The organism is Microbacterium sp. SSM24, from assembly GCF_025989145.1.
Taxonomy (GTDB): domain Bacteria; phylum Actinomycetota; class Actinomycetes; order Actinomycetales; family Microbacteriaceae; genus Microbacterium.
In genome coordinates this window covers 603,553-622,895 of the sequence record NZ_JAPDNQ010000002.1, presented here as the reverse complement: position 1 = coordinate 622,895, position 19,343 = coordinate 603,553, and the positions used below count along the sequence as shown (strand labels likewise).

The 19,343-nt window shown below is 70.3% G+C and carries 17 protein-coding genes and 1 pseudogene; 15 read left to right on the top strand and 3 right to left on the bottom strand.

What is annotated here, in order from left to right; genetic code table 11:
- Window positions 1-4: 4 nt before the first annotated feature.
- The gene (locus OL358_RS14910) at window positions 5-697 is read right to left on the bottom strand and encodes a DedA family protein (protein WP_264710845.1); all 693 of its coding nucleotides are present in this window, start codon (window positions 695-697) and stop codon (window positions 5-7) included.
- A gap of 41 nt (window positions 698-738) precedes the next feature.
- Between OL358_RS14910 and pabB the strand changes: the two genes are divergently transcribed.
- From pabB to holA, 8 genes and pseudogenes are all read left to right on the top strand, one after another.
- Entirely contained in the window at window positions 739-2,043 is a 1,305-nt protein-coding gene (gene pabB / locus OL358_RS14905; protein ID WP_264710844.1) for an aminodeoxychorismate synthase component I, read from the top strand.
- Between the two features lie 69 nt (window positions 2,044-2,112).
- Entirely contained in the window at window positions 2,113-4,704 is a 2,592-nt protein-coding gene (leuS, locus tag OL358_RS14900; RefSeq protein ID WP_264710843.1) for a leucine--tRNA ligase, read from the top strand.
- A 93-nt stretch (window positions 4,705-4,797) separates the two neighbouring features.
- Window positions 4,798-5,400: a ComEA family DNA-binding protein gene (locus OL358_RS14895; RefSeq protein ID WP_264710842.1), complete on the top strand. Its 603-nt coding sequence runs from the start codon at window positions 4,798-4,800 to the stop codon at window positions 5,398-5,400.
- Window positions 5,397-7,760 (top strand): ComEC/Rec2 family competence protein, encoded by a 2,364-nt coding sequence (locus OL358_RS14890; RefSeq protein ID WP_264710841.1) that lies wholly within the window; start codon window positions 5,397-5,399, stop codon window positions 7,758-7,760. The genes OL358_RS14895 and OL358_RS14890 overlap by 4 nt, the downstream gene beginning before the upstream one ends.
- A 9-nt stretch (window positions 7,761-7,769) precedes the next feature.
- Window positions 7,770-7,892 (top strand): annotated as a pseudogene (locus OL358_RS14885) (DNA polymerase III subunit delta); the annotation flags it as partial.
- A 189-nt stretch (window positions 7,893-8,081) separates the two neighbouring features.
- Complete coding sequence (locus OL358_RS14880) at window positions 8,082-9,074, top strand: hypothetical protein (protein ID WP_264710839.1); 993 nt, start codon at window positions 8,082-8,084, stop codon at window positions 9,072-9,074.
- Between the two features lie 179 nt (window positions 9,075-9,253).
- Window positions 9,254-9,571 (top strand): hypothetical protein, encoded by a 318-nt coding sequence (locus OL358_RS14875; protein WP_264710838.1) that lies wholly within the window; start codon window positions 9,254-9,256, stop codon window positions 9,569-9,571.
- Window positions 9,572-9,849: 278 nt separating this feature from the next.
- Complete coding sequence (gene holA / locus OL358_RS14870; protein WP_264710837.1) at window positions 9,850-10,887, top strand: DNA polymerase III subunit delta; 1,038 nt, start codon at window positions 9,850-9,852, stop codon at window positions 10,885-10,887.
- Between the two features lie 58 nt (window positions 10,888-10,945).
- Here holA and rpsT read toward each other — a convergent pair whose 3' ends face one another.
- Both rpsT and OL358_RS14860 read right to left on the bottom strand, forming a co-directional pair.
- Window positions 10,946-11,206, bottom strand: coding sequence for a 30S ribosomal protein S20 (gene rpsT, locus OL358_RS14865; RefSeq protein WP_264710836.1), 261 nt, complete (start codon window positions 11,204-11,206; stop codon window positions 10,946-10,948).
- 113 nt (window positions 11,207-11,319) lie between these two features.
- A complete protein-coding gene (locus OL358_RS14860) occupies window positions 11,320-12,039 on the bottom strand; it encodes an alpha/beta fold hydrolase (RefSeq protein WP_264710835.1) in 720 nt (239 codons plus the stop codon).
- A gap of 73 nt (window positions 12,040-12,112) precedes the next feature.
- Here OL358_RS14860 and lepA point away from each other — a divergent pair, with 73 nt between their 5' ends.
- From lepA to OL358_RS14825, 7 genes are all read left to right on the top strand, one after another.
- On the top strand, window positions 12,113-13,966 hold the full coding sequence (lepA, locus tag OL358_RS14855; protein ID WP_264710834.1) for a translation elongation factor 4: 1,854 nt from the start codon (window positions 12,113-12,115) through the stop codon (window positions 13,964-13,966).
- A gap of 10 nt (window positions 13,967-13,976) precedes the next feature.
- Complete coding sequence (locus OL358_RS14850) at window positions 13,977-14,627, top strand: DUF1990 family protein (RefSeq protein ID WP_264710833.1); 651 nt, start codon at window positions 13,977-13,979, stop codon at window positions 14,625-14,627.
- 7 nt (window positions 14,628-14,634) lie between these two features.
- Window positions 14,635-15,852: a radical SAM family heme chaperone HemW gene (hemW, locus tag OL358_RS14845; protein WP_264710832.1), complete on the top strand. Its 1,218-nt coding sequence runs from the start codon at window positions 14,635-14,637 to the stop codon at window positions 15,850-15,852.
- A gap of 95 nt (window positions 15,853-15,947) precedes the next feature.
- Entirely contained in the window at window positions 15,948-16,988 is a 1,041-nt protein-coding gene (gene hrcA / locus OL358_RS14840) for a heat-inducible transcriptional repressor HrcA (RefSeq protein WP_264710831.1), read from the top strand.
- 54 nt (window positions 16,989-17,042) lie between these two features.
- A complete protein-coding gene (dnaJ, locus tag OL358_RS14835; RefSeq protein WP_264710830.1) occupies window positions 17,043-18,158 on the top strand; it encodes a molecular chaperone DnaJ in 1,116 nt (371 codons plus the stop codon).
- 3 nt (window positions 18,159-18,161) lie between these two features.
- Window positions 18,162-18,896, top strand: coding sequence for a 16S rRNA (uracil(1498)-N(3))-methyltransferase (locus OL358_RS14830; protein WP_264710829.1), 735 nt, complete (start codon window positions 18,162-18,164; stop codon window positions 18,894-18,896).
- Window positions 18,897-18,946: 50 nt separating this feature from the next.
- The gene (locus tag OL358_RS14825; RefSeq protein ID WP_264710828.1) at window positions 18,947-19,294 is read left to right on the top strand and encodes an HIT domain-containing protein; all 348 of its coding nucleotides are present in this window, start codon (window positions 18,947-18,949) and stop codon (window positions 19,292-19,294) included.
- The last annotated feature ends 49 nt before the right edge of the window (window positions 19,295-19,343 follow it).

Sequence of the window (19,343 nt, the reverse complement as noted above, 5' to 3'; positions counted from 1 at the left end):
ACGACTAGTCTTCCACGTCCTCTGCGATGCCATCCCCCTGAGGGGCGACAGCGTCTTGCTCGTGGTCGAGATGCTTGCGCTCGGCGCGCTCGATGACCTTCTTGGTCACGAACACGAGCACGAGGAAGACCACGATGATGCCCACGAAGATGTAGCCCGCGTAGTGCAGCTGATCGGCGAGCTGGCGGTACGTGCCCGCGGCTGCGGCACCCACCGAGACGTAGAGGGTGGCCCAGATCACGCAGGCCGGCACCGTCCAGGCGAGGAAGCGGCGGTAGGGGTAGCCGCTCATGCCGACGGTGAGCGGCACGAGCGAGTGCAGGACCGGGAGGAAGCGCGAGATGAAGATCGCCGGACCGCCGCGGCGGCGCAGATAGCGCTCCGATCGCTGCCAGTTCGCCTCGCCGATGCGCCGCCCGAGCGCCGAATGGCGGATCTTCGGGCCGAGGTACCTGCCCAGCCAGAAGCCGATGCTCTCGCCGATGAGCGCGCCGATCACGACCGCGACGGCGAGCAGAACCCCTTCGAGCGGCGACGCGACCGCGGTCGCCGCCACGATCACGACCGTGTCGCCCGGAACCACGAGCCCCACCAGCACGCTCGTCTCGAGCATGATCGCGACGCCGGCGATGAGCGTCCTGACGACCGGGTCGACGCTCTGCACCGCGTCGAGCAGCCACGTCAGGAAGTCGTTCACGCCATGAGCCTAGAACCCGCCCGCCCGTCTAGCCTGGGAACATGTCGGAGCCCCTCATCGCCGTCGAGCTGACGGCGTGGGCGGATCCGGCATCCGTCTTCGTCTCTCTCTACGGCGGAGAAGATCACGCCTTCTGGCTCGACGCCGGGCCCGATGCCTCCGACGGCTGGAGCTGGGTCGGCGCCGGCGCACCCGAGACGGACCCCGAGTCGGTGCGGCACGTCGCCTGCCAGCAGAGCTCCGGCGAGGAGTGGCCGGCGGGGCCCTTCCGAGGCGGCTGGGTGGGGTGGCTCGGGTACGACGACGCGGCCGAGCGCGCGGGCGCTCCCGCACGCTTCGACGAGCGGATGCCGCCCCAGGCCTGGCTGCGGGCGACGACCTTCGTCGCGTTCGACCACGGCTCGCGGCGGGCGTGGGCGGTCGGTGCCGCGGGTGATGCCGAGGATCTCGCGGCCGCCGTCGACGGGATCGTCCCGCCCGACCCGATCGCGGTCGAGGTCGCCGCACCGCGGAGGGCCGCCTCGCGCAACGCTCCGGCGGAGTACGCCGCCCTCATCGAACGCTGCCGCGACGCGATCAGGGCCGGCGACGCCTACCAGCTGTGTCTCACGACGCGCTTCTCGCTCACCGGGACCGTCGATCCGGTCGCGGCGTACCGGCGCCTGCGCGCGCTCACTCCGGCGCACCACGGCGGACTCGTGCGGTCAGGCGACGTGGCGCTGGCGAGTGCCAGCCCGGAGCGATTCCTCGAGGTCGCCGCGGGCGTGGTGCGGACGCGCCCGATCAAGGGGACGCGACCGCGGGGCGCGGATCCGCGGTCGGATGCCGCCCTCGCGGAGGAGCTGCGGACGAACGAGAAGGAGCGCGCCGAGAACGTCATGATCGTCGATCTCATGCGCAACGACCTCTCGCGCGTCAGCGAGCCCGGTTCCGTCGGCGTCGACGGACTGCTGCAGGTGGAGTCGTACCCCGCCGTGCACCAGCTGGTCAGCACCGTGTCGGGACGACTGGTGCCCGACGTCACGGTCGGGGACCTGCTGGATGCCGCGTTCCCCGCGGGAAGCATGACGGGTGCGCCGAAGCTGTCGGCGATGACCATCCTCAACGAGCTCGAGGGCGCGCCGCGCGGCGTTTTCGCGGGCTGCTTCGGCTGGGTCGGTACGGACGGTGCGCTGGATCTCGCGATGGTGATCCGCTCGATCGTGGTGCATCCGGACGGCGCCTACGTCGGAGCCGGCGGAGGCATCACCTGGAGATCGGATGCCGCCGCCGAGGTCGCCGAAGTGGGGATCAAGGCGCGCGGACCGCTGGCCGCCATCGGAGCGTCGCTGCCCCCCGGCTGGTGAGCGCCGGTTCCGGTAACCTGGAGTTTCGCGCTCGCGCGCGTCTCCGGCATCCGTTCGATTGGTTCCTCCGTGTCACAGACCCTCCCGCCCGACTCCGCTGTGCCCGCAGAAGGCGGGGGCTTCGACGCCTACGCGATTCAGCAGAAGTGGCAGGACCGCTGGCAGGAGGCCGACCCGTTCCGCGCCGGCGGCGATGACGACACGCGTCCTCGCAAGTACGTGCTCGGGATGTTCCCGTACCCGTCGGGCGACCTGCACATGGGTCACGCCGAGAGCTATGCGTACGTCGACGTGGTTGCGCGGTTCTGGCGCCACCGCGGGTACAACGTCCTGAACCCGATCGGCTGGGACTCCTTCGGACTCCCCGCCGAGAACGCCGCCATCCAGCGCGGTGCGGACCCGCGTGAGTGGACCTACGCCAACATCGACCAGCACAAGAAGAGCTTCCGCGAGTACGGCTCCTCCTACGACTGGTCCCGCATCCTCCACACGAGCGACCCCGAGTACTACCACTGGAACCAGTGGCTGTTCCAGCGGCTGTACGAGCGCGACCTCGCGTACCGCAAGGAGAGCCCGGTCAACTGGTGCCCCAACGACCAGACGGTGCTCGCGAACGAGCAGGTCGTCGACGGTCACTGCGAGCGCTGCGGCGCCGAGGTCGTCAAGAAGAAGCTCACCCAGTGGTACTTCAAGATCACCGAGTACGCCGACCGCCTGCTCGACGACCTGAACCAGCTCGAGGGGTTCTGGCCGCAGAAGGTCATCCGCATGCAGCGGAACTGGATCGGCCGCTCGGTCGGCGCCGACATCGACTTCGAGATCGAGGGGCGCGACGACACGGTGACCGTCTTCTCGACGCGTCCCGACACGCTCTACGGCGCGACGTTCATGGTCGTCGCCCCCGACAGCGACCTCGCCGCCGAACTGGCCTCCGGCTCGTCCGCCGAGGTGCGGATGCGCTTCCAGGACTACCTCGAGAGCGTGCAGCGCGAGACCGACATCGAGCGTCAGAGCACCGACCGCCCGAAGACGGGCGTGTTCCTGGAGCGCTACGCCGTCAATCCCGTCAACGGGGACCGCCTGCCGATCTGGGCCGCCGACTACGTGCTCGCCGACTATGGCCACGGCGCGGTCATGGCCGTGCCGGCGCACGATCAGCGCGACCTCGACTTCGCGCGGGCGTTCGGCCTGCCGGTGAAGACCGTCGTCGACACCACGGCGCCCATCACCGGCGCGATCCCCGTGATCGAGCTCGACGATGACGGCGTGCCGATCGATCCCGAGGTGGACGAGCCGACGCTCGCCGACATCGATCCCGGGAAGACGGGCATCGCGCTCACGGGCGACGGCCGCATGATCAACTCCGGCCCCCTCGACGGACTGTCCAAGCGCAACGCGATCGCACGCGTGATCGAACAGCTCGAGGCCGCCGGCACGGGCCGCGCGTCCAAGTCCTACCGCCTGCGCGACTGGCTCATCTCGCGGCAGCGCTTCTGGGGAACGCCGATTCCGATGATCCACACGGCTGACGGGCGCATCGTCCCCGTGCCCGAGGACCAGCTCCCGCTGCGCCTGCCTGACGCGAAGGGCCTCGACCTCGCCCCGAAGGGCACCTCGCCGCTGGGTGGCGCCGCCGAGTGGATGGCGACGACCGATCCCGAGACCGGCGAGCCCGCGCTGCGCGACGCCGACACGATGGACACCTTCGTCGACAGCTCGTGGTACTTCCTGCGCTTCCTGTCGGCGAACGATCCGACCCAGGCGTTCCCGTCGCGCGAGGCCGACAAGTGGGCGCCGGTCGACTCCTACATCGGCGGCGTCGAGCACGCGATCCTGCACCTGCTGTACGCGCGCTTCATCACGAAGGTCCTCTTCGACATGGGGCTGATCGAGTTCACGGAGCCTTTCACGAGCCTGATCAATCAGGGCATGGTGCTGTTGGACGGCTCGAAGATGTCCAAGAGCAAGGGCAACCTCGTCGAGTTCGCCGCCAGCATGATCGACCCCGGTGCCGACGCGGTTCGTGTGGCGATCGCCTTCGCCGGACCGGTCGAGGACGACATCAACTGGGAGGACGTCTCGACGACCGGCGCCCAGAAGTTCCTGGCCCGCGCCTGGCGTGTCGCGAAGGACGTGGACAGCGAGACCGACGTCATCTGGGCGGAGGGCGACCCCGCGCTCCGCCGGGTCACGCACCGTCTGCTGGCGGATGCCCCCGGACTGGTCGAGCAGACCAAGTTCAACGTCGTCGTCGCTCGCCTGATGGAGCTCGTGAACGCCACGCGCAAGGCCATCGACACCGGTGCCGGGCCGGCGGACCCCGCCGTGCGCGAGGCCGCCGAGGTGACCGCGATGGTGCTCGACCTCTTCGCGCCGCATATGGCTGAGGAGATGTGGGAGATCCTCGGGTACACGGGCTTCGTGGGGCTCGTGCCGTGGCGCAGCGCCGACCCGACGCTCCTCGTCGAGGAGACGGTCACGGCGGTCGTGCAGATCGACGGCAAGGTGCGCGCGACCCTGCAGGTGCCCGCGCGGATCGACGCCGCCGAGCTCGAGCGGATCGCACGCGCCGACGATCGCGTGCAGCGCTCGCTCGCCGGACGCGAGATCACGCGTGCCGTCGTGCGCCCGCCGAAGGTCGTCAGCTTCAGCACGCACTGACGCGATTCCTCCCCGGTCGTCCGCGAGGTCGTGCGGTCCACAGCGGTTCGCTGACGGTGCCGGCCGGCGCTGCCGCCTGCCTACCGTGGGCGGATGACCGTGGATGGCGAGCCCGACCGCGCTTCCCCGCGGCGGCGCCTCGGACTCGGCGCGGCCGTCGTGCTGGTGATCGTCGCGCTGGCGGTGACGGTGGCGATCGGCATCCTGCGCGGTGCGTCCGCACCGGTCGAGCGCGTGAGCATCGACGCGGGCGGGGGGACGGATGCCGCAACCCCGGCCGCGCTCTACGTGCACGTGTCGGGATCCGTCGTCGAGCCGGGTCTCTACGTGCTCGACAGCGGCGCGCGGGTCGTCGATGCGATCGCAGCCGCGGGCGGCTTCGCGGAGGGCGCCGACGATGCGGCGGTGAATCTGGCGCGACCGGTCTCCGACGGAGAGCAGCTCGATGTTCCGGCCGTCGGTGAGGGGCCGGTCGCCCAGTCGGGGGCAGGCGGGGCCGCCGAGGCGCGCGTGGATCTCAACACCGCAGACGTCGCCGCGCTCGAGACGCTGCCGCGGATCGGGCCGGCGCTGGCCGAACGCATCATCGAGTGGCGCGACGCGAACGGTCGCTTCACCGCGGTCGAGGATCTACTGGCCGTGCCGGGCATCGGCGACAAGATGCTCGAGTCGCTGCGAGATCTGGTGTCGGTGTGAGGGCGCCGCTGCGGATCACCCTGCGGCTCATCCCGGTCGCCGCTGCGGCGTGGGTCACGGCCTGGTGCGCCACGATGTGGCCTGATGCCGCTGCCGGCGTCTCTCTGGCGCTATGGGGGGCATGCCTCGGCGCGCTGGCGCTGTTCGCCACGTACACCGCCGCCACCCGTGCGCGGAGCGCGAGGGTGTCCGTCCTGGTCGTCGTCATCGCGCTGGCGGCGGGGGCCGCCGCGGCATCCCACGTCGCGCTCGCCCAGCCGGCCCGCGACGCCGTCCTCGAGCTCGAGATCATGAACGGGCGCGCCGTCGTCGTGGAGGCGTCCGTCGTCGGCAAGGTCGAGCGTCGCGCGAACGGCGGCCTCGCGTTCGACGCGCGGATCTCTCGGATCGCGACCGGTGCAGGCGCGACCGTCGTCAGCGTCGACGCCGTCGTGCGGGTGAATCCCGATGATGTCGAGCCTCGGGCGGACCTCGACCTCGGCGCCGTGATCGAGGCGCGCGGAACGGCGTCGGCGGCGAGGCCGGGGGAGCGGGCGGTGCTCGTCGTGCAGGCGTCGCGAGGGGTCGTCGTGACGACGCCTCCCCGCGGCGCTGCGCACGCGACGGCGACGCTGCGGCAGGAGCTCGTCCGGTCGGTCAGGGGCCTGCCCGGCGACGGAGCGGCACTCGTCCCGGGGCTCTCGGTCGGCGACACGTCGGCGGTCTCTCTCGAGCTCGATGCCGACATGAAGGAGGCATCGCTCTCGCACCTCACGGCCGTGTCCGGTGCCAACTGCGCCCTCGTCGTCGGGCTCGCGTTCGCGGCAGCCGCAGCGGTCGGAGCGTCCAGGGCGGTGCGAGTCGGAACAGGGGTGGTCGCGCTCGCGGGTTTCGTCCTGCTCGTGACGCCGGAGCCGAGTGTCGTGCGCGCGGGCGCGATGGCGGCCGTCGCGATGCTGGGCGTGCTCCTGGGCAGACCCGGGGCGGGCATCGCCATCCTGGCGCTGTGCGTCGCCTTTCTGCTGATCGCGGATCCCTGGCTGGCGGGATCGCTCGGCTTCGCGCTGTCCGTGGCGGCGACCGGCTCGCTCCTTCTCTTCGCCCGGCCGCTCGCGCACGGACTCGCTCGACGGCTTCCCCGCGCACTCGCGTTGGGCCTTTCGGTCCCGCTCGCGGCGCAGCTCGCCTGCGGGCCGCTGCTCGTGCTCATCGCACCGCAGGTGCCCGTGTACGGCGTGCTCGCGAACCTGCTGGCGGCCCCCGCCGCCCCGCTGGCCACCGTGGCCGGGCTCGCAGCCTGCCTTGCGGCGCCGATCCCACCGGTCCAGGACGGTCTCGCCGCGGTCGCGTGGCTCCCCGCATCGTGGATCGCGGGGACGGCCACGACGCTGAGCGGGCTGCCGGGTGATCTCGTGCCGTGGCTGGAGGGGTGGCCCGGCGCATTCTCGCTCGGCGGGGTGGGGCTCGCGATCGGCCTGCTCGTCGCGCTGCGTCGCGGCACGCCGTCACGGGCGCTGGTGCGCGGAGCCTCGGCGGTGGTGGTCGCTCTCGTGTTCGGCGCCGCCGCCGGAGGCGGGCTGCTCGTCACCGTCGCGGGCCGATGGACGCTCCCGGCCGACTGGAGCGTTCTCGCATGCGACATCGGGCAGGGCGATGCGGTGCTTCTGAGATCCGCGGGGGCGGTGGCCCTGATCGACACCGGACCCGAGCCCGATCGCCTCGCGGCCTGTCTCGATCGCACCGGAGTGGGCCGTATCGATCTGCTCGTGCTCACCCACTTCGATCTCGATCACGTCGGAGGTGTCGATGCGGTCGTGGGACGCGTCGACGCCGTGCTCCACGGCCCCGCCGACGCGGACGGCGCGGCGATCCTCGATCGCCTCGTGTCCGCAGGGGCCGAAGTCGTGGATGCGCGCGCGGGACTCGCCGGTGCGCTCGGCGGCGCCCGCTGGCGGGTCGTGTGGCCACCGCCCGAGGGGCGAGCGTTCCCGATGGGAAACGATGCGAGCGTCGTGCTCGATGTGCGCGGCGGCGGCATTCCGCCGATCCTGCTCCTCGGCGATCTCTCGGCATCGCCGCAGGGCGCCCTTGCCGCCGGCGGCGGACTCGACCCGCCCTACGCGATCGTCAAGGTCGCGCACCACGGCAGCGCCGACCAGGACCCTGATCTCTACCGCCAGGCGGCACCGGGGCTGGCGCTCGTCACCGTGGGCGCGGACAACGACTACGGGCATCCACGCGATGAGATCCTCGACGAGCTCACCGCGCTCGGCGCGCGCATCGCGCGGACGGATGCCGAGGGGATCATCGCCGTGTGGGAAGGCGCCGACGGACTCGAGGTGTGGCGCGAGCGGAGCGGTGGAGTCGGAGGCGATCGCTAGGCTGGATGCATGGCACCGACACCGCGACGCGCTCCCGCGAAGGCAGCGCGCAGCGCGATCGCGCAGCTGTCGTGGCGGTCGCCCCGACCGGCGCCGATCGTTCTCGTCTCGGGCCCTGAAGACGTGTGCGCCCCCACCGTGCGCTGAACTGCTCAGCCACCCCGCCGGCCAGGTCGGGGCTGGAGGTCGCGCGATCGCTGGTTCCAGTGATCCACTTGTCGTGGAACACCGTGCGGGCCGGGTCGTACACGGGTGAATGGAGACTGAATCGATGAACGATCTTCGTAGTGAACTGCTCGGCGCGGGGAACTCATGGGGAGCGTGAGCTCGCTCGAGTTCGACACTGCCGCGCTCACAGGCCCGATCGGTCTCGTGGCGAAAATGGTCCCGTCGAACGGTGCGATCCCGGGGAGTGCTACTGAGGAGCTGTCGGTGCGCCGACTGGTGATCCGGCTCATCATTCAGGTTCTCGGGTTCGGTGTCTTGGCTGCGATCGCGGTGATGATCCTGCAGATGGCCTTCGGTGGTTCCGGGATGAACCTCGCCACCTGGATCATCGCGCTCATCATCATCTCCCCGTTCGTGATCGCGCAGATCAGGTCGTTCAGGTCCCGCCGGCGGACCCTCGGAGAGATCACATACCGGCTCCCACGGTTCGCGGCCGACAACCACATGACGTATGTCGCCGCTGAGCCTGCAGCCCAGCATCCGGTGGTTCGGTTCCGTGACGGCGGGCCTCTCGCGATCCGCGACCTGCTGCGCTCACCTGCGCGCTCAGGGTTGGAAGTGGGCACGTATTTCTACGAGCGGAGCATGGGACGGTCGATAGTCGAGCACCGCTCGAGCTACGTTGCGCTGGACCTAGCGACTGTGGGGCCGTCGATGACGATGGTGACGAAACTCGGAGATGTGTGGGGCCCGGTGTCGGTACACCGGAACACGCAGCATCTGGTCAGCGTCGACGACGACTTCGACATGCACTTCCGCGTGTACTGCGACCCCGTGGACGATGACGCTGTGCGTGCGCGGCTGACATTCCAGGTTCGTCACGCCTTGCGCATCGTGGCAGCGAAGTGTGACATCGAGGTGGACGGCGGCCGCCTGTACGTCATTGCCCGCAAGGAACTTCCGTTCACGGATCCCGCATTCTGGCGGTGGGTCGCCGACCTCAACCGGTTCGCCACCATCTTCGCTCAGCCAGGCGCCGTGGTCGCCGCGGAGACCGTATCTGCGTGGAAGAGCCGCGCCGCCGAACGTGAAGCGATCTTCGTTCCACCGAAGATCGCCCGCGCCAACACCTCCAGGAGCCAGTGAAGATGATGAGACGGATTGTGCGGGGGCGACGTCTTCTCATCGCGGTGCTCGCAGCCTCGCTCTTGGCAGGTGGACTGTCAGGATGCGGTGGTGCGTCAGCGGACACCGCACGCACTCAGCAGGCGGAGGCGGACTACGGGGATGTTGCGGCCGCCGTGACCGCAGCAGTCCCGAGGGTCGTGAGCGTACGAGACCTGCGCCAGTCAACCAACGGGCTCGGCCACGCACTCCGGTTCGGGATCGTCACCGCCTCGGCCGAGCCGTTCACACCTGACGAGCTCGACGCTGTCGTCAAGGCGGTGTGGGGCGCTCTGCCCTGGGAGCCGAACTCGATCCGCATCACGGCGGGGGCTGACACTGCGGACGGGCACGAGGTCGTCGACCTTCGTGCAGCTGCGGCCGATCTCGACTCTCTGAACGTGACGAATGTGGGTACAGGCGGAGTGAGCCTGACCGACATGAGTGCCCGCTACGGGGCGTGGACTCCGCCCGAGTAGACAGCGGCGCGTGGGAACGTCACCGCGCAGGTGGTGGCTATGGACCTCACCCGCGCAGTCGAGCTCGTCGTCACCGCCGAGCCTGACAACGACTACGGCTTGCCGGGTGGTGCTGGACACGTTCCAGACACTGACGACCGCGCAGATCGCTGCACAGGCGCCCCCAATATTCCTGGCGTCGTCCAGCGTCCGCTGACACCGGCGAGCTCCGCGCCGACGGACTCGAGGTGTGGCGCGAGCGCGGCGGTGGAGTCGGAGGCGATCGCTAGGCTGGATGCATGGCACCGACACCGCGACGCGCTCCCGCGAAGGCAGCGCGCAGCGCGATCCCGCAGCTGTCGTGGCGGTCACCCCAACCGGCGCCGATCGTGCTCGTCTCCGGGCCCGAAGACGTGTGCGCCGAGCGCGCGATCGCCGGCGTGCGGGACTACCTCCGCGCCGAAGACGCCAGCCTCGAGGTGTCCGATCTGCGCGCCGACGACTATGCCGCAGGATCGCTGCTCGCCGTCACCTCGCCCTCCCTCTTCGGTGAGCCGCGCCTCGTGCGCGTCACGGGAGTCGAGAAGTGCTCCGACGCCTTCCTGTCCGAGGCGATCTCGTACCTCGCGATGCCGCAGGACGGCGCGACCGTGGTTCTCCGTCACACCGGCGCCAGCGTGCGCGGCAAGAAGCTGCTCGACGCCGTCCGCGCCGGCGAAGGCGGGGGAGTGGAGGTCGCCTGCCCCGCCATCAAGCGCGACTCCGACCGTTACGACTTCGCGGCGGGCGAGTTCCAGGCGGCGAGGAAGCGCATCGCGGCTCCCGCGCTGCGCACCCTCGTGTCGGCGTTCGCCGACGACGTCACCGAGCTCGCCGCGGCCTGCCAGCAGCTCATCGCCGACGTGCCGGACGACATCACCGAGCAGGTCGTCGAGCGCTACTACGGCGGGCGCGTCGAGACCTCCGCCTTCACGGTCGCCGACACCGCGATCGCCGGCCGCTACGGCGACGCGCTGATCGCCCTGCGGCACGCCCTCGCGTCGGGGGCCGATCCGGTGCCGATGGTGGCGGCGATCGCGCTCAAGCTGCGAACCATGGCCCGCGTGGCCGGCAGTCGCGAGTCGTCGGGTGCCCTCGCCGCGCGGGTGGGACTCAAGGACTGGCAGGTCGACAGGGCCCGTCGCGACCTCACGGGCTGGAACGAGGCATCCCTCGGCATGGCGATCCAGGCAGCGGCCCGGGCCGATGCCGAGGTCAAGGGCGGCTCGCGTGACTCCGTGTTCTCGCTCGAGCGCCTCGTCACTGTCATCGCGACACGCGCCCCCTACGGCGGCTGAGAGCACGAACGACGAAGGCCCGCCCCCGGAGGGACGGGCCTTCGCTCAGCTGGCGGGCTCAGAGAGCGGCGACCTGCTTGGCGATCGCCGACTTGCGGTTGGCGGCCTGGTTCTGGTGGATGACGCCCTTGCTCACGGCCTTGTCGAGCTTCTTGGTCGCCCGCAGGAGCGCCTTCTCAGCGGCGGCCTTGTCGCCGGCGGCGACGGCCTCGCGGGTGCGACGCACCTCGGTCTTCAGCTCGCTCTTGACGGCCTTGTTGCGCTCGTGCGCCTTCTCGTTGGTCTTGTTGCGCTTGATCTGCGACTTGATGTTCGCCACGTGAAAGAACTTTCGTGTGAGATGGATGGGGATTTGCCGCGTTACGGGTAGAGGGGCCGCTCGCGGCGTCGTGCGAAGGTGGGACCCCGCACGCAAACCAATCACCGAGTCTATCAGGTCTGCTCGAGCGTCGTGATCGCGAGGTGGAGCATCGCATTGAAGACTTCCGGACGCATCACGGTGACGTGGTGGGTGGTCCGCGGAACCACGATGAGCTCCGCGTGCGGGGCGATGCTCGTGAACAGCCTCTCGTTCACACGCAGCTGGTCGTACTGGCCGTTGATGAACCACAGCGGCACCTCGATGCGGGCGAGCGCGGCGAGCAGATCGAGCACCGAGAGGCTCCGCAGCGCGGCATCCTGCGCGTCGAGCGCATAGCCGCCGGCGCCGAAGTCGTGCCTGGTCTCCGGCGGGAGGATGCGGTCGAGCATCCGGTCGGTCAGCCACATGCCGCGATCGGGGAGCGAGTCGAAGCCGCGAGCGAGCATGCGGTAGGCGGCGAGCCCGACTCCGCGGGGGATCGACGTGCACGACGCCGCGATCAGCCCGGCGACCGGCGGCGGATCCTCCGCGCCGACGTACTCGATGCACAGCAGGCCGCCCATCGAATGGCCCACCAGGAGCACGGGGCCGCGGGAGGCGGCATCCGTCACCGCCTCGTCGATCGTCGCGAAGGCGCGGTCGAGTGCGAAGCCTTCGCCCCTGCGCGTCCCGTGCCCGGGGAGGTCGACCGCGGTCACGGGATTGCCGCGCTGCTCGAGGTACGCGACCTGCGCGCGCCACATCGTCGCGGACGTGCGGATGCCGTGCACGAGCACGACCTGGACGACCATGCGCTCAGGCTAACGGCCGGATACAGGACTCGTGCAGGGGCGAGGCTTCCCTCACCCGTAGAATCGACGGGATATGTCACCGCGCGCCCTGAAGCCTCTCGAGCCGTCCGCGACCCCGCCCGAGCTGATCCGCAACTTCTGCATCATCGCCCACATCGACCACGGCAAGTCGACGCTGGCCGATCGGATGCTGCAGATCACCGGCGTCGTCTCCGACCGCGATATGCGCGCGCAGTACCTGGACAGGATGGACATCGAGCGCGAGCGCGGCATCACGATCAAGTCCCAGGCCGTGCGCATGCCCTGGTCGACCGCCGACGGCACGTTCGCGCTCAACATGATCGACACGCCCGGCCACGTCGACTTCACGTACGAGGTCAGCCGCTCGCTCGCTGCCTGCGAGGGGGCGATCCTGCTCGTCGACGCCGCGCAGGGCATCGAGGCCCAGACGCTCGCGAACCTGTACCTGGCGCTCGAGAACGACCTTCAGATCATTCCGGTCCTGAACAAGATCGATCTGCCCGCGGCCGATCCCGAGAAGTACGCGAAGGAACTCGCGAGCCTCATCGGCGGCCGGCCTGAGGACGTCCTGCGGGTGAGCGGGAAGACGGGCATGGGCGTCGAAGACCTGCTCGACCACGTTGTCGCGCAGATCCCCGCGCCGAAGGGCGACCCGAACGCTCCGTCGCGCGCGATGATCTTCGACTCGGTGTACGACTCGTACCGCGGCGTGATCACCTACGTGAGAATGGTCGACGGCTCGCTCAACCCGCGTGAGCGCATCCAGATGATGTCGACCCGCGCTGTGCACGAACTCCTCGAGATCGGCGTCTCCTCGCCGGAGCCCACCCCGACGAAGGGCCTGGGCGTCGGCGAGGTCGGGTATCTGATCACCGGTGTGAAGGACGTGCGCCAGTCCAAGGTCGGCGACACCGTGACCAACGCGGCGAAGCCGTCGAGCGCGGCACTCCCGGGCTACACCGACCCGAAGCCGATGGTCTTCTCGGGGCTGTACCCGATCGACGGCAGCGACTACCCGGTGCTGCGCGAGGCGCTCGATAAGCTCAAGCTTTCCGATGCTTCGCTGAACTACGAGCCCGAGACCTCGGTCGCCCTGGGCTTCGGCTTCCGCTGCGGGTTCCTGGGCCTGCTGCACCTCGAGATCGTGACCGAGCGCCTGGAGCGCGAGTTCGGACTCGACCTCATCTCGACGGCGCCCTCGGTGACGTACGAGGTCGTCACCGACGACAAGAAGAGCTACACGGTCACCAACCCGAGCGAGTTCCCCTCGGGCACCAAGATCGCCAGCGTCACCGAGCCGATGGTCAAGGCCGCGATCCTCGCGCCGAAGGACTACGTCGGCACGATCATGGAGCTCTGCCAGTCGCGTCGCGGGACTCTGCTCGGCATGGAGTACCTCGGCGAGGACCGCGTCGAGATCCGCTACAGCATGCCGCTCGGTGAGATCGTCTTCGACTTCTTCGACCACCTCAAGTCCAAGACCGCGGGCTACGCGTCGCTGGACTACGAGCCCAGCGGCGATCAGGAGGCCGACCTGGTGAAGGTCGACATCCTGCTGCAGGGCGAGCCGGTCGACGCGTTCAGCGCGATCGTGCACCGCGACAAGGCCTACGCGTACGGCGTGCTGATGACGGAGCGGCTGAAGAAGCTGATTCCGCGGCAGCAGTTCGAGGTGCCCATCCAGGCGGCGATCGGTGCGCGGATCATCGCGCGCGAGTCCATCCGCGCGATGCGCAAGGACGTTCTGGCCAAGTGCTACGGCGGCGACATCAGCCGCAAGCGGAAGCTCCTCGAGAAGCAGAAGGAGGGCAAGAAGCGCATGAAGATGGTCGGTCGCGTGGAGGTCCCTCAGGAGGCGTTCATCGCCGCGCTCTCGGGCGACACCGAGAAGAAGGACGCCAAGTAGGCTGGCCGTCATGCGTCGAGGGAACTTCCGGGACGACACCGTCGACTACGCCGCGGTCGGGGCGACGCAGGCGCCCGACCTCATGCACTACCCGCCGGAGCGCAGCATCCCCGCCGAGCAGTCGTGGCGCATCGGCAGCGGTGAATCGCGCTTCCGCGGTGCCAGCGATGCCCTGCTGTCGTGGACCGCGCAGCGCGGAGCGGGTCTGGATCTCACGGACGTGCGGCCGGCATCCGGTCCGATGTACTCGGGCGTGAGCTTCGACGCCGAGGGGCACCCGATCGCGCCCAGCCGGTCGGAGTCCGACCTGCGCTACGACGCCGACGGCACACCGTATGTCGGAGCCGGCACGACGGTGCATGTCGACGGCCGCGTCCGGGGACTGCGAGCGGATGCCGAGCTCCGCGTGATCTTCGCGATCGAGGAGCCGCGCCGCATCGGGTTCGCCCTGGGCACGGTCAGCGATTCGGTCGTGTCCGGCGAGGAGTCGTTCATGCTCGACTGGTACGAGAACGACGAGGTCTGGTTCACCGTGCGCGCCTTCGACACGCCGAAGGCGCTGCTCTACCGGACCTTCCCCGGCCTCGTCCGCCGCCGGCGACGCGAGCTGTTCACCCGGTACCTGCGCGCGATCTCGCCGCTGTACACGACGCCCTCGTGAGCCGCTGATGGGAGCCGCGCTTCCCCTGGGTGAGCCGGTCCCCGCAGACGGCTCCTTCCCCGCGGGCACCCGGGCCGATCCGGCCACGGCATTCGGGGTCTACCTCCATGTGCCCTTCTGTCGCGTGCGCTGCGGCTACTGCGACTTCAACACCTACACGTCGGATGAGCTGCGCGGGGCGCGGCAGGACCAGTACGCCGACACGCTGCTGCGCGAGGTCGCCCTCGCCCGGCAGATCCTCGACGGCATCGGTCCGCGGCGGCCGGCCGCCACCGTCTTCTTCGGCGGCGGGACGCCCACCCTGCTTCCGCCCGGCGACCTCGGCCGCATGCTGGCCGGCGTGCGCGACGCCTTCGGCATTGCCGACGGCGCGGAGGTGACGGTCGAGGCCAACCCCGACACCGTCACGGATGCCGTGGCCGCCGAGCTCGCGGCATCCGGCGTCACCCGGCTCTCGATCGGCATGCAGTCGGCCGTCCCGCATGTGCTGGCCGCGCTCGACCGCACGCATGATCCGGCGAACGTCCGCACGGCGGTCGCCGCGGCGCGGGCCGCCGGACTCGACGTGAGCGTCGACCTCATCTACGGCGCACCGGGGGAGTCGCTCGAGGACTGGCGCACGTCCGTGCGCACGGCCGTCGACCTCGCACCAGACCACGTGTCGGCGTACGCGCTCATCATCGAGGACGGCACGAAGCTCGCCCGCCAGATCCGGCGAGGCGAGGTGCCGGCTCCCGACGACGACCTGCAGGCCGACATGTACGAGCTCGTCGACGACGCGCTCGGTGCGGCCGGCTTCGAATGGTACGAGGTGTCGAACTGGGCGCGCAGCGATGAGCAGCGATCGCGCCACAACCTCGCGTACTGGCAGGGCACGGACTGGTGGGGTTTCGGTCCTGGCGCGCACAGCCACATCGGCGGCGTGCGCTTCTGGAATGTGAAGCACCCCGCCGCGTACGCCCAGCGCCTCGCCTCACGGGAGTCGCCGGCGGCGGGCCGGGAGGTGCCGGATGTCGCGGCGCGCACGCTCGAGAACGTGCTGCTGCGCACCCGCATCCGCGAAGGGCTCCCCGTGTCCGAGGTTCTCGGCGAGGGTCGTCACGCGGTGGCGACGCTCATCGCGGACGGGCTCATCGACGGGCCGTCGGCGATCCACGGACGCATCGTGCTCACGCGGCGGGGCAGGCTTCTCGCCGACGCGGTGGTGCGGGCTCTGACCGACTAGACGAGAGCGCGCTGCGATCGCGGCGACGCGGCGGGGCATCCGGTAGAATTGGCACTCCAGTCATGCGAGTGCCAGTACGGGCGTGAGGAGGCGGGATGGTCAGCGAGCGCGGACTCCAGGTGCTGCGCGCGATCGTCGAGGACTACGTCGACACGCGCGAGCCGGTCGGCAGCAAGGCCATCGTGGAGCGGCATGCCTTCGGCGTGTCGGCTGCGACCATCCGCAACGACATGGCCCTTCTCGAGGACGAGGAGCTCATCGCCGCGCCGCACACCTCCTCGGGCCGCGTGCCCACCGACAAGGGCTACCGCGTGTTCGTCGACCATCTCGCCGAGGTGCGGCCCCTCAGTCCTGCGCAGCGCACCGCGATCACCTCGTTCCTCGACGGACCAGGCGATCTCGATGACGTGCTCGCGCGCACCGTTCGCGCCCTCACCCAGCTCACGGGCCAGGTCGCGATCGTGCAGTACCCGTCGTTCGCGCGTGCGAACGTCACCCACGTCGAGCTCGTGCAGCTCGGCGGCGGTCGGATGCTGGTGATCGTCGTGACCGACACCGGTCGCGTCTCGCAGCGGATCGCGATCGTGCGCGACGAGTTCGACGACGCCGACCTCGCCCGCATCCGCGCCGAGCTGGGCACCCTGCTGGTCGGACGTCCGGTGCGCGACGGCCTGCAGCGCATCGCGGATCACCTCGACCGTGCCCCGGCGGCCGCGGCGCCGCACGAGGCCGCCACGGCCGCGATCGTCCGTGTGGTCGCCGAGGAGCTCGACGAATTCCGCCAGGATCGCCTCGTGATGGCGGGGAGCGCGACGCTCGCCCGCCGTGAGGCGGACTTCCGCGGCAGCATCTACCCGCTGCTCGAGGCGATCGAGGAGCAGGTCACGATCCTCAACCTGATGGGCGAGATGGTGGCAGACGAGAAGGGTCTCGCCGCCAGCATCGGGCGTGAGAACGAGCCGTTCGGTCTGGCCGAGGCATCCGTCGTCGTCAGTGACTACGACGCGACCGGCTCGCGTGCCCGCGTCGGCGTGCTCGGCCCGACGCGCATGGACTACCCCACCAATCTCGCGGCGGTCCGTGCCGTCGCACGCTATCTGACGCGAATGCTCGAGGAAGACGAGAGCAGCCGCTGACGCGGACGCGCACCCCCACGATCCCCGCGGCCGGCCGCGGGCAGGAAGGCGAATGTGGCTGACCACTACGAGGTCCTCGGCGTCTCGCGAGACGCTTCTCTCGACGAGATCAAGAAGGCCTACCGGCGTCTTGCGCGCGAACTCCACCCCGATGTGAACCCGGGGGAGGAGGCATCCGAGAGGTTCAAGCTCGTGACTCACGCGTACGACGTCCTCAGCGACGCCGACCAGCGCGCCCGCTACGACATGGGCGGCACCGACAGCCCATTCGGCGGTGCCGGCGGCTTCGGCGGGTTCAACGACATCTTCGAGACCTTCTTCGGCGCGGCAGGCGGCGGATCGCGAGGGGCACGGCCGCGGTCGCGCCGGGAGCGCGGTCAGGACGCACTGGTGCGCGTCACACTCGAGCTCGGCGACGTCGTGTTCGGCGTCCACCGTGACATCGAGGTCGACACCGCGGTGCAGTGCGAGACGTGCCAGGGCTCGTGCTGCCAGCCGGGGACCTCGCCGGTCACGTGCGACATCTGTCACGGCACCGGTCACGTCCAGCGCCAGGTGCGCAGCCTTCTCGGAAATGTACTCACCAACCAGCCGTGCAACATCTGCCAGGGCTACGGCACGACCATCCCGTACCCCTGCGCGACGTGCCAGGGCCAGGGCCGCGTGCGTGCGCGTCGCACCGTGTCGCTCGACATCCCCGCGGGCGTCGAGACGGGCCTGCGGCTGCAACTGCCGGGCTCGGGTGAGGTCGGTCCTGCCGGCGGCCCGAACGGCGACCTGTACATCGAGGTCACCGTCGCGCCGCACGAGGTGTTCAGCCGCGACGGCGACGATCTGCTCGCCACGCTCGAGGTGTCGATGCCCGACGCGATCCTCGGCACCACGACCACCATCGAATCGCTCGACGGCGCGGTCGACCTCGAGCTGCGGCCCGGCGTGCAGGGCGGCGATGTCCTCACGATCAAGGGTCGCGGCATCACGCCCCTGCGCGGGTCCCAGCGCGGCGATCTGCGCGTGGGCGTGCACGTGGTGACCCCCACGCGCCTCGACGCCAAGGAGCGCGCGCTCATCGAGGACTTCGCTCAGCGCACCAAGGCGCCGAGCCCGCGCCTCGCCGAGTTCCATCAGGGACTCTTCGCCAAGCTGCGCGACCGGTTCCGGAACGGCTGACCCGTGGCACTGCACTTCGTGCTCGACGAGCCGACGTCCGCCGGTCCCGGCGACACGGTCGTGCTGACGGGCTCCGAGGCGCACCACGCGGCGAGCGTGCGCCGGGTCCGGGTCGGCGAGGAGATCACGGTCGGCGACGGTCGTGGTGCGTGGCTGACGGGGCGCTGCGAGTCCGTCGCGCCGCGCGAGGTCGTCGTGCGGGTCGAAGGGCGGACGGATGCTGCGCCCCCGCGCCCGCGCGTGGTGCTTGTGCAGGCCCTGGCCAAGGGCGACCGCGACGAGCTCGCGATCCAGGCGGCGACCGAACTCGGCGTCGACGAGATCGTGCCGTGGCAGGCGGCGCGCAGCGTGTCCCGGTGGGATGCGGCGAAGGCCGAGAAGGGCCGCGCCCGCTGGTCGACGATCGTGCGCGAGGCCGCGAAGCAGGCCCATCGCGCCTGGATCCCGGAGGTCTCGCCGCTCGTCACCACCGCGCAGCTCACGACGCGGGCCGCGGCATCCCTCGCGCTCGTTCTCGAACCCACCGGGGACGAGCGCCTCACGCGCCTCGAGCTCGCCCACGAGGACCGCGACGTGCTGCTCGTCGTCGGACCGGAGGGCGGCATCGCGCCGGAGGAGCTCGAGCGGCTCGCCGCGGCGGGTGCGGCGATCGTGCGCCTGGGCGACAGCGTGCTGCGCACATCGACCGCCGGGCCGGCCGCGCTGGCGGTCGTGAGCGCGGCGCTCGGCCGGTGGTGACGGTCGGTACCACCCGTCCGATCGCCGCACCCCGTCGGTAGACTCGGAGCATGAGCGATCCATCGATCTTCACGCGCATCCGCAACGGGGAGATCCCGTCCGAGATCATCGCGGAGACCGAGAACGTGTTCGCCATCCGCGACATCGCGCCGAAGGCTCCGGTCCACCTCCTGGTGATCCCCAAGAGCGAGGAGTACCGCAACGTCGTCGAGCTCGCCGCGGGCGACCCCGGTCTCCTCGCCGAGGTCGTCGGCCTCGCGAACAGCCTGGCGGCGGAGCACGCCGACGGCGACTTCCGCCTCGTTTTCAACACCGGCCCGAACGCGGGCCAGACCGTCTTCCACGTGCACGCCCATGTGCTGGCCGGAGGACTGGGAGAAGAGAGTCTCGGTGCCTGACGAAACAGCACACGAATCCGTGACCGACCGCGTGTATGCGGACGGCGTC